Raw genomic sequence first — 10822 nt, forward strand, 5'->3', positions numbered from 1 at the left:
GTATCTTTCGTATTTCAGGTGAAGCTCAACCCTTCCTGTTGGCGGAGGGGTTGAGCTTCGACGTTTAAAGAGGATAGAGGGTCGCCAGGCCGGCGATTAGTACGCAGGTGAAAAGGATACTGTAGCCAAAGCCAGCCTTCATATAGTCCTTGGTGCGGTAGCCACCTGGTCGCATGATAAGCGCATTGACCTGGTGTGTCGGGAGAATGAAGGTGTTGGAGGCGGAGATGGCGACCACCATTGCTGCCGTAGTCGGGTTGGCTCCGATATCAACAGCCATATTCATCGCCAGCGGCACCATCAGTACGACTGCTCCGACATTTGACGCCACCAGCGAGAAAAATGCCGTGAGCACCGAAATGACGAGCATGAGGACGAGTGGTGCCGGGGTGCCGACGAGGTTCAGGATGTGCTCGGCAATATACGCTGCTGTTCCTGTTTTTTCAAAGGCTGTACCCAGGGGAATTAGGCCTGAAAGCAGGAAAACCGTGCGCCAGTCAACCGCTTCATAGGCCCGGTCGGCGCGGATAATATTGGTGATGATCATGCCGAGTGCGCCGGTCAACAGGGCAATGGAGAGTTTGATCTCAAAACTGAGCGCCAGAACAAGTGAGAGAATGAGAAAAAAGAGGGCGCAACGCGTTCGCTCTGGTTTGAGTTCTTCGCCCAGTATTTCTTCGATAAAGGCAATGTCCATTTGTTGAGACAAGAGCTTGAACTGCTGCCAGCGGCCTTGTAGCAGAATAGTATCGCCCTGGCGGAGTTCTGTGATGTTGATGCCTTCCATGATTATCTCATCGCCCCTAACGATTGCCAGGGGGTTGACCTGGTAAAGCGGTCTGAACTGCAGTTCTTCCATGGTGTGGCCGCTGAGATTGGAGTGAGGGATGACGACGCCTTCGATTACCCCGGAGACCTCAATGAAATTCTCTTCGCTGAACACTTCCGGCTCCGCTTTGATGGCCCAGCCATGGCCTTCGGCGACCCTGGTAATATTTTTTTCGGAGCCTATTATCCATAAAACGTCTCCCGGTTCCACCAGGGCGTCTTTCGTTGGTGCCAGATCTTTCTGGTAGCCTTCGTTTTTTGCAATGCCTACCACTGTTATGTGGTATTTCGGGCGCAGTTCCATCTCGCCAAGAGTCTGCGGTGGAAAATATTGCGGTACCGTCAGTTCATACCCCTGGCCAACCTCATCGCCGTAAATTTCCTGGAGTCGCTTGTCCATGCAGTCCGCATCGAGCTCACAGACATCCTTGGGGAGCAGATGGCGCCCGAAGAAGGAAAAATAGAGGAGCAGGGTGATAAGCAGGGCAATGCCGATTGGGGTGACAGACAGGAGGTCCAGCGGCTTGAACGGTACATTGTTCACCGCCTCCCCATTGAACTTCCACCAGGCGCCCATGAGGTCGTTAAGCATAATCAGCGGACTCGAACCAACCAGGGTAAGGCAGCCGCCGGTGATGGCGCAGAATCCCATGGGCATGAGAATGCGGCTGGCAGAGATGTTGAGTTTTCGACTGATGCGCATAGTGGCCGGCAGAAAAAGTGCGGCGGCGCCGATGTTCTGCATGAAACTGGAGATAATGGCCACCGTTGTCGAGACCACCACCATAATGCGTGTTTCACTTCTTCCCGCAACTTTGATGATTTGCGAGGCGACGACGTTCATGACTCCGGTCTTGTTCAGTCCAGCACCGATGATCATTACCGCGATGATCGAGACAACCGCATTCGAGCTGAGTCCGGCGATGGCCTCTTCGGCCTTCAGGACGCCGGTGAGCGGCAGTAGCACCATCATCAACATCCCGACCAGGTCAACGCGCAACAAGTCAAAAACAAACAGGATGATGGCAAATGTAAGCAAGCCGAGTACAATCATCATATCTGTAGTGAGAACAGTTGGTTCCATTGTTACGTGTCCTTTTGTCACGAGGGGCTGGCAGGTCTCAGCCGGGATGGATGACTAAGACGATTGAACGCGTCGGCAGAAGACTACAATGTTTCTGCCGACACAGGCCTGGTTGTGAAGCCTAGATATTGTGATACGGATTGATATAGGCCGATTTGGACATCAACGGTTCCTGGATGACGACAGAGGTAATGCCTTCGACAGTACGGACATTTTTTTCCATCGTATCCCGGAGAGTCGAGTCGGTCTTCAGCTCTTTTCCGACATTGCTGATAAAGGCGACTCCTTGACGGACAACGACCTTGATGCCTGGGGAGAGATCGACCAGCATGGAATGTATCTGGGATGACTTGATCATATCCTCCATAATCTGCTTTGATTCAGGTGTTGTCTGAAATGCCGGTTTTTGCAGGGTTTGCTCAAGTATCTCCACTGCATCGTTCACCGTTAGGTTGCCAATATGCAGCACCAGATCGTAAAGCCGACTATCCCAGGTGTCGGTTCCATGGACTTGCAAACCCCATCTTCTCCGCTCATCATCATCTTTTTTTAAGATGAAGAGGGCCTTTTCGGCAGAGATGTTTTCCCGTTTCATCTCTTCCTGGACCCGGTCGTCCATATTGGCGGTGATCCGCACTTTGAGGATGTGCGGAATGTCGCTTAAGATAAAATGGCCGGCTAATCCATGGTAGATAACGTTGTCTCGCTGCAAATGTTTCAGTAAAGCGTAGCGATAATAGCTGAGGTAGCGCTCCTTGCCGTGCTGAAAACGCTCAAGCACGGAAGGGGCATCGTGCAGGGCCCGGACAAGTTTGATTTCCGGGATGTTGAACTCCGAACACGCCTCAAGAATGATGTCACGGGAGACGCACTCATATTGCATCTTGGCTGCGAGCTTCTCCGCAACTTCCTTGCCGCGGCTGTAGGATCCTCTGGAAATAGTGACGATAGGCATATGGGTAAGCTCCTTTGTAATGTGTAGAAGTAGTAATGTGCTGTGCGCCCATGCACGTCTGAATCCGCAGGTGGGTTACGATTTGCGGCCAAAAGTCTCAAAAGCGGACGTGAAGAATCGTTGACCGCAAATCAACGCCATTGTATTTATCCTATCTCCTTTCTATCGTTATAACAAATTTTTCCCGAGGTAGGCATTGGACCAGAAAATCGGCTAAACCCAGGTTGAGGGCGCATATTGCAGTTTGCTCCAATAGTGAGCTGATATTTTCGGTCTGGGCATCCCCAAAAACGACTAGGGGAAGTACAAGAATGCTCTATGTCAGGCCGGTAACTAAATGTCAGGCGAGCAAGGAGGTCTGCCTTCTGCGGCGGTAGCGTATATCGATTGCCCATATGTCCGCTTCTTTTGCCTGATGCTTCACCAGGTTACCTTCGTGTTGTGATTCCGATAAAAACGGTCCCTTCATTCGTGACATTAGAGGCCTTCTGTGGTTATGTCAATTTGATAATATTTCGCAATTGACTAAATTCAATCTAATCAAAACTTCGGTATGATCGATATTACACTCCGGCAGGCGCAATTGTTTCTGGCCTTGGTGCGCTCTGGCCGGATCCAGAGCGTCGCCAAAGAGTTTCATCTGACCCAATCAGCGGTCTCGACCGCCATCAAACGCTTTGAAGAATCGGTTGGGGCGTCACTCTTTGATCGGGCGCATAAAAAGATCTCGCCCAACAGTAATGGCAAGGTGTTGGCTGAAGAGCTGTCACCGTTGGTGCAACGGTTTGAGGATGTGGCGTTGATGTTTAAAAAAGACTGCGTCACCGGCGACCTGGAGATCGGGGCAAGCCAGACCCTTGCCGACTATGTCTTGCCGCAGGTGCTCTATGACTTCCAGCTGCAGCATCCCAAAGCTCATCTTTCGATCTGGACCGGCAATTCAAAGAGCGTGGTGCGGGCGGTGGAGCTGGGCGAGGTGCCGGTTGGTTATATCGAAGGTGAGGTGCACAGTCGAATCTTGACATCGACATTGATCGGCACGGAAGAGCTGGTAGTGGTCACCGCCGATAAGAAATTTGCCGGGGCCAGGAGCTACACCATGGAGGAGCTGCTTGGTCATCGCTGGATAATGCGGGAAAGTGGATCAGGCACGCGCGAAACGTTTTTCCATCAGCTCAAAGAACGGGGCCAGCAGCTGAATGTGTTCATGGAGCTCGATCATATGGAGTCGATCAAACATGTTCTCAGAAACAAGGGGACCCTCGCCTGTCTTTCCCAGCATTGCGTTATGCATGAACTGGCCAGAGGAACCCTCTATCCGGTGCAGATTGATAAATATCGTTTCACCAGGAATATCTATCAGGTCATCCACCCACGCCAATCGGTTACCATATTGATGGAAGCGGTGTTCGAGGAAGTCAATGCAGCGATGCAGTCTATCAGTAAATCGATGTCGACGTTGAGAGGGGCTGAGTGATCTCGAGCTGGCCATTGGTTAATAAATAGCATAGACAATGCCGGGACGTTGGCGATTTTTCTGGTAAATTGTGATACGATCTGAATCTTTACGGGAAAGAAAAGAAAATCTGATTACCCCGAAAGCTCAGCTACATGAAGTGAGGGGTAAGGAGAGGGGAGTGAGGAGCGCCTGCATGAAATGATAGTGCTCGTTTCAACAGTATGAAAGTAGGAGAAATTTTGTTGAGTGACCACTTCCTAATATGTCACGCCTTACACCTCTCACCTAACCTTATGCTGAGAATGAGTGGTAATCAAAAAAGAAAATAACATTATTTTTACCGCTAAGGGTGACCCTTGGCGGTTCGCTAAAACGGGAAACATGAAGCGAAAATCTTGCAAAATGCGTTGTCTTTTGGCTCAAATGTCGGCCATCTCTATGGTAAGCGTACCGGGTGGTGCAGCATTGGCTGCTCTTCCGGCAGAAGCATCGGAGCCTGTCGAGGCGATTGAAACCTATCTCCGGCCGCTGATTGATCTTTTTCACGGTAATCCGTGGCTGCAGGGCATTGTCGCCATTGTAGTTACCTTTACCGTTGCCTCGTTCACCACCTGGTTGTTGTTCAAGCTTATCCGGAAAGTGACCCTGAAGACCACGTTTGATCTTGATGACCAGATTGCCCTGTTACTGCGGCCGCCAATCTATTACACCCTGCTGGTCAGCGGCTTCTCCTATGGGGTACACCTGATGCCGATGACCGATGGTGTCGAGACCATGGCGACTAGAATTATCCAGTCGGCAGGGGTCATGGTGTGGGTGTTGTTCTTTGTGCGGTTGGCCTCGCTGCTCCTCACCCGGGTAGCGCTCATCTCCCACAAAGTCAGTTTTCTCCAGCGCCGGACCCTCACACTTTTTGACAACGGAGCCAAGGTTATTATCTTTGCGGCCGGTCTCTACGCCTTTTTCGTCATCTGGAAAATCGACATGACCGCCTGGTTGGCCTCAGCCGGTATCGCGGGTATTGCTGTAGGTTTTGCCGCCAAAGATACCCTGTCAAACCTCTTTTCCGGTGTATTTATCCTGGCAGATGCGCCATATAAAGTAGGTGATTATATCGTGCTGGATCGCGGCGACCGCGGCAAGGTGATCAATATCGGCCTCAGGTCCACCCGTATTCTCACCCGTGACGATATCGAGATCACTATCCCGAACTCGATCATTGGCAATACCACCATCGTCAACCAGTCCGGTGGTCCCACTGAAAAACTGCGCATCCGAGTCAAAATTGGTGTGGCCTACGGCTCGGATGTCGATGAAGTGCGTGCCATCCTCCTCAAAGTCGCACAGGATGAGCCCCTAGTCTGCGAAAACCCTGCACCTCGGGTGCGTTTTCGGGTTTTCGGAGCCTCGAGTCTTGACTTTGAACTACTCTGTTGGATTCCCAATCCTGAACTGCGCGGCCGGACCATGGATAAATTGAACGATGCGGTATACAAGCAATTCAACCGGGCGAATATTGAAATCCCTTACGCCAAACAGGATTTGTATATACGTGGATTGCCGGAGGCATTGCTGGCGGTCTCGCAAAAATCGCTGAATGATTCAGCATCGAAAACTCTGCCGCAAAAGTAATATTTCATGGTGTACCGTCCTTTTCTTCCCGGCTTCCTTCTGTATTTTCTCCGGATTGTCATGGGGCTTGGCTGACCTGCGGGCGATATCATGGATCTTGATTCTGTAAAAAAATCGGCACTGCCATCCTGTTTCAATGACATGTCTCGTGCTATACTACATGACAATCGTTTTTTTATCTGAATAACGAGGTGACAATGAACAGTTCTGGATGGCGAGTGAAAAATTTAAATATTGTGGATTTGCTCTGCACATTTCCCTCAAAAATATCCTTTACTTACAGGGTTGGCAGGTTGCAGCTGCCGGAACCGTTTGAGAAAACAGTCCTGAAGTGTCATGAGCGCTCCCAGCAGATTCGTCATCTCCCGGAACTCGCCTATTCGCTGAGCAGAGAAGACGAAGAAGTGCTTGCGACCGAAGTTCTGTACTATCGTCATAAATTCACCCGCTGCGTCCTGAAATCATCGATTTTCCGTCAAGCCGCACTGACGGTCATTCAAAACATCTACCTGTTTCAGAATCGGCACATTTTCTTTATACCGCCTACCGACAACCAGGCTGAGGAGCGGCGGCTGGCCCTGGAACTGTTCAGTACGTTATCACAGCAGGAAGATCTGCCGGTTGGCCTGTCGCTCTGTCACTCGATCCTCGCACGTGTCTGGGCCCGAATTGTGTATAAGGCAGAGGAGTCACTCTTTGGTGACCCGGCCTTTCTTGAACTGCATGCTGTGGTCGAGAACCTCAATACGTTGAGAAACATCTACATCCTCTTTTCATCAAGGCTTGTCTTAAAGCTTGCCGGTAATGTCAGTCCTGTTTACCGGCAATCCGTTAATTATGATGACCGCGTGCAAATAGGCTGTTTCGGTATTGCCAGAGCGGCCTACCGCTATCACCCTTCCTGCGGAGTCCGGTTTTCAACGTATGCGGCAAACTGGTTTTACAAGGAGGTCCAGCGGCAGGCTCTTGCCGGACGCTTGATTTACCTTTCGGCGAATAGCGTTGAACAGTTTGCCAAGGCTCGAAAAACCGGAAATGACAGTCCTGATTTGTCGGATGTATTTCTTGAAAATGATGAGGACCTCTATCTTCGGGCAGAGCGATGCTGGGAGCCTGCAGGCAGTAACCCCGAACGGGAAGCGGAAACGAACGAACAGCAACAGATTCTCCTTGAACTGCTCGATTCCGAACTTTCTGAGAGGGCACGAGACATTATCAGGCGAAGGTATGGGTTATCTCCTTATTCTGTTCCACAATCCATTATAGAAATTGCCGAACAGTATGGGATGACGCGCGGCAGGATGTATCAGATTGAACAGGAAGCATTCAAGGTTCTCAGAAGAAAACTCCGGGTGAAGAACAGCTCATGCGTTGCTTATTAACAATGGGCTCATCAAGAGGTGTTTTTCATGTGAGAGTCAGGCCGAGTGCTGGGTTCTTTGTCGTGATCTGCCTCTAAGACATTCCTGATTTTATTGGTAAGATCTTTGAGTTCAAATGGCTTCTGGATGAAGTACACACCCTCATCAAGCACGCCATGATGCGCGATCACGTTTGCGGTATAGCCGGACATGAAAAGACATTTGAGGTTGGGATAGAGGGCTGAGAGTTTTTTCGCCAAGTCTTTGCCGTTCATTTCAGGCATGACCACATCGGTAATGAGTAAGTGGATTGTACCAGCATGCTCGCTTGCAAGACGAAGTGCCGCATCAGGTGTCTTGGCCGGGATAACTTTGTAGCCCTGAAGTTCAAGCATCGTTGTTGTCATGCCGAGTACCATTGGCTCATCTTCCACCAGTAGGATCGACTCGTTTCCACGCATCGCTACATTCGTCGAATCCCTCGTGGGCATCACTGCAATATCTTTTTCACGCTTGGGAAAATAAATCTTGAAGGTACTGCCAAGGGCTGGTTCGCTTTGAACTTGAATGATCCCCTTGTTCTGCTTGACAATGCCGTGGATCATCGCCAAGCCCAAACCAGTACCTTTACCCATCTCCTTGGTTGTATAAAAGGGCTCGAAGAGATGGGCCAATGCCTCTTTACCCATGCCACAACCGTTGTCACTGACCGTCAGCAGAACATACTCGCCGGGGGAGAAATCGCTGTGAGTTCGGCAGAAGGTTTCGTCAGTAGCGATACTGTCAGTCGCAATGGAGACTGTTCCGGTATCGGTAATAGCATCTCTCGCATTGACACAAAGGTTCACAATTACCTGGTTAAGTTGGGAGGGGTCAATGTTGATCAACCCGAGATTGTTGCCTGGCTTCCAATCCAGCAGTATATCCTCACCGATCAACCGCCTCAGCATTGCCAACATCCCTTCTATGGTTTTGTTGAGATCGACTGATTCCGGAACAATGGGCTGTTTCCTGGCGAAAGCGAGCAGTTGTCTGGTCAGATCGGCTGAGCGCTGAGCAGCCTTGCGAATTTCTTCGAGGTTATGAAAGAGTGGTTGTGTTTTCTCCAACTGTGACTGTGCCAGCTCAGCATGCCCAATGATCACTCCAAGCATATTATTGAAATCGTGGGCAACCCCTCCGGCTAAACGTCCAACTGACTCGATCTTTTGAGCTTGCAGCAGTTGCTCCTGCAGTTGAATGGTGGTTTTTTCTGATTTTTTTAGTTCGGTAATGTCCTTGATGACTTCAATAGCTCCGATACGCAAACCGGATTGATCGTAGAGAGGCGCAGTAACGCCCCAAAGATACGCACCATTGCCATCATTCAAGTTCTGAATAAAAGCTTCGGCGTAAACCTTATCATCGGATCTCCTGACAGTGGAATATGCACTCTCCATTTCTGTATCTGTAATATTGAGGAGGTCAACGAGAATAGGCCTGCGTTCTCCGTAGAAAGGAACGGAATAGGCATAGTCTCCCTTGCCGAGTAAGTCCTCTCTTTTGACTTTTGTCATCTCCTCAATAGCCCTGTTCCAGACAACGATCCGCCGATCATTGTCAATGATAAAGGTGGGATCTGGGAGTGAGTCGATGATGTCTGTCAGATAACGACGTTCAGCCAGGAGCGCAGCCTCCGCCTGCTTGCGCTCGCTGATGTCGCGAACGAAGCAGCATAGGCGCTCTTCATCTCCGAACTGCACATAGTTTGAAACGATTTCTACGGGGATTAATCGTCCGTCTTTGGTGAGGTGTTCGGATTCAAATTTCATTGAACCACGAAGCTTTTGCTCAGCTAAGTTTTTCTCCCAAAGATCTTCCTGGAAGTGAGCGTCAATGTCTGCCACACGCAATTGCAATAACTCCTGTCGTGTATAGCCGAGCGTCCGGCATGCCGCTTCATTGACATCAACGATATGTGTGTCAAGCGTCGTCCAAAAGACAGCATCCGAGGCGTGCTCAATCGAGAAACGGGTCAACTGCAACGCCTCTTCGGCCTGTTTGTGCTCGGCGATAAAGCGCGCTTGCTGCACATTTTGGAAAGCAAGTGTCGACAGTTGACTTGCGAGGGTAAAGAGTACGCGGGCTATTTTTTCAAACTGTACGCGAGACATTGCTGGAACTTCTGAAAAAGCCTCAACGACAGAGTCTTCGTCGGCACCAATGTCTCGGGCATAAGCCCGCATTTTCACCTCAGTTTGGGTCTCGTCTCGCACCTGGCCAATCAACCAATTTGCGATATGTCGGCCTCCAACGGTAATGCCAGCACCTGCATCCCAAAGTCCGCCACTTAAACACGTTTGTATTGTCGGACCCTCTATACATGCTCTTCCAATTACGGCATCGGAGCGAAAGCAGTTTGTACGCCCAGTCTCAGTGTTACGTATAATCTCTGAGCAGAGACGGCAGAAGTTGCTCGGTGCTGTCAGTGGTGTACCGTCTGGGTGTGTGATTATCGACGCCACTCCGGTTGCATCGGAAAATTCGTCTTGAAGGCGTTGGATATCGTCCAGATTAAATAGCTCTTCAAAGGTGATGTTCTGGCTGTGAAGCGGCTGGGCCAAAGCAATCATTCTCTTCTCAAGCGCTTCTTCAGTTCTTTTCCGGTCTGTGATGTCGATCAAGCTGCCAATAATCTTAAGAGGCTTGCCATGCCCATCGCGCTGCATCCTGGAAGAGATCGAGCAATTGATAATTGAGCCGTCAAAGTTCTTGATTTTTATCTCGTAACCAGTAACAAAATCGTTCTTTTGTAAGGCTTCCAGATACTTTTTTCGCTCAGTATAATCTGCATAGAAGTCGAATAACGGCTTACCAATAAGGTCTTGGCGTTTGTATTGCCCTTTTGACAGTTGTTGGACGGAGGGGCTGACATCAAGGAGAATTCCGTCAATACTCACCTCAAAAAACGTCTCTTGCGTGTTCTCAAAAAGATTTTGATATTTCAGTTTGCTTTCACGCAGAGCCTCCTCTGTCTGTTTATGTGTTGTAATATCGTTATAAATGCAGGCTAATTGATTGGATGATGTGCGAATTGCCGTTACCTCAAAATGACGGTTAATCCGCTTATCGAAATTTTCAAAGTGGATGGATTCACCAGTCAGAGCAACCTTGCCATATTGGTCAAGCCAGCCCGGTTCAGTTGGCGGCATGACTTCCAGGAGAGTATGACCAACCAGGGACTCTGACTTGAACCCTGTCATCTGTTCAAAAGCAGGATTGACTTCCAGGAATCGGTAGTTGATGGGATGGCCTTGATCGTTCAAGACAATCTCATACAGGGCATATCCGTTATGAATGTTGTTGATGAGCTGGCGATAACTATCTTCACTATTGGGCAGTGGTTTATTTTGTTGGTGATTTTGTCCTGAATGGTTTTCATGCATGACAATCTTCTTCATCCTTCGTCTCAGTGTTGGTCATTAAGCACGACTTGAAGTAATCACAGTCGGTTCATAGACCTG

Annotated in this window: 7 protein-coding genes; 3 read left to right on the forward strand and 4 right to left on the reverse strand. The window is 49.7% G+C overall.

What is annotated here, in order from left to right; translation table 11 throughout:
• Positions 1–64: 64 nt before the first annotated feature.
• The 3 genes from BUF15_RS19370 to BUF15_RS27830 form a co-directional block, all read right to left on the reverse strand.
• Positions 65–1912, reverse strand: a complete 1848-nt coding sequence (locus BUF15_RS19370) for an SLC13 family permease (protein ID WP_073615369.1) — start codon at positions 1910–1912, stop codon at positions 65–67.
• Positions 1913–2033: 121 nt separating this feature from the next.
• The gene (locus BUF15_RS19375) at positions 2034–2867 is read right to left on the reverse strand and encodes a cytidylate kinase-like family protein (RefSeq protein ID WP_073615370.1); all 834 of its coding nucleotides are present in this window, start codon (positions 2865–2867) and stop codon (positions 2034–2036) included.
• Between the two features lie 340 nt (positions 2868–3207).
• Entirely contained in the window at positions 3208–3345 is a 138-nt protein-coding gene (locus BUF15_RS27830) for a hypothetical protein (protein WP_234981226.1), read from the reverse strand.
• Between the two features lie 75 nt (positions 3346–3420).
• Between BUF15_RS27830 and BUF15_RS19380 the strand changes: the two genes are divergently transcribed.
• The 3 genes from BUF15_RS19380 to BUF15_RS19390 all read left to right on the forward strand — a co-directional run bounded on the left by BUF15_RS19380 (position 3421) and on the right by BUF15_RS19390 (position 7340).
• A complete protein-coding gene (locus BUF15_RS19380; RefSeq protein WP_073615371.1) occupies positions 3421–4344 on the forward strand; it encodes a LysR family transcriptional regulator in 924 nt (307 codons plus the stop codon).
• Between the two features lie 363 nt (positions 4345–4707).
• Complete coding sequence (locus BUF15_RS19385) at positions 4708–5958, forward strand: mechanosensitive ion channel family protein (protein ID WP_234981227.1); 1251 nt, start codon at positions 4708–4710, stop codon at positions 5956–5958.
• A gap of 197 nt (positions 5959–6155) precedes the next feature.
• A complete protein-coding gene (locus BUF15_RS19390) occupies positions 6156–7340 on the forward strand; it encodes a sigma-70 family RNA polymerase sigma factor (protein ID WP_073615373.1) in 1185 nt (394 codons plus the stop codon).
• 11 nt (positions 7341–7351) lie between these two features.
• On the opposite strand, the gene BUF15_RS19395 is transcribed toward BUF15_RS19390, so the two are convergent.
• Positions 7352–10759, reverse strand: coding sequence for a PAS domain S-box protein (locus BUF15_RS19395; RefSeq protein ID WP_073615374.1), 3408 nt, complete (start codon positions 10757–10759; stop codon positions 7352–7354).
• Between the last annotated feature and the right edge of the window lie 63 nt (positions 10760–10822).

It is taken from the genome of Desulfopila aestuarii DSM 18488 (assembly GCF_900143695.1).
Lineage (GTDB): Bacteria > Desulfobacterota > Desulfobulbia > Desulfobulbales > Desulfocapsaceae > Desulfopila > Desulfopila aestuarii.

What these genes read in the sequence shown, in the direction of transcription:
- BUF15_RS19370 (WP_073615369.1), bottom strand. Translation starts at nt 1,912, where the DNA reads ATGGAACCAACTGTTCTCACTACAGATATGATGATTGTACTCGGCTTG.
- BUF15_RS19375 (WP_073615370.1), bottom strand. Translation starts at nt 2,867, where the DNA reads ATGCCTATCGTCACTATTTCCAGAGGATCCTACAGCCGCGGCAAGGAA.
- BUF15_RS27830 (WP_234981226.1), bottom strand. Translation starts at nt 3,345, where the DNA reads ATGTCACGAATGAAGGGACCGTTTTTATCGGAATCACAACACGAAGGT.
- BUF15_RS19380 (WP_073615371.1), top strand. Translation starts at nt 3,421, where the DNA reads ATGATCGATATTACACTCCGGCAGGCGCAATTGTTTCTGGCCTTGGTG.
- BUF15_RS19385 (WP_234981227.1), top strand. Translation starts at nt 4,708, where the DNA reads ATGAAGCGAAAATCTTGCAAAATGCGTTGTCTTTTGGCTCAAATGTCG.
- BUF15_RS19390 (WP_073615373.1), top strand. Translation starts at nt 6,156, where the DNA reads ATGAACAGTTCTGGATGGCGAGTGAAAAATTTAAATATTGTGGATTTG.
- BUF15_RS19395 (WP_073615374.1), bottom strand. Translation starts at nt 10,759, where the DNA reads ATGAAGAAGATTGTCATGCATGAAAACCATTCAGGACAAAATCACCAA.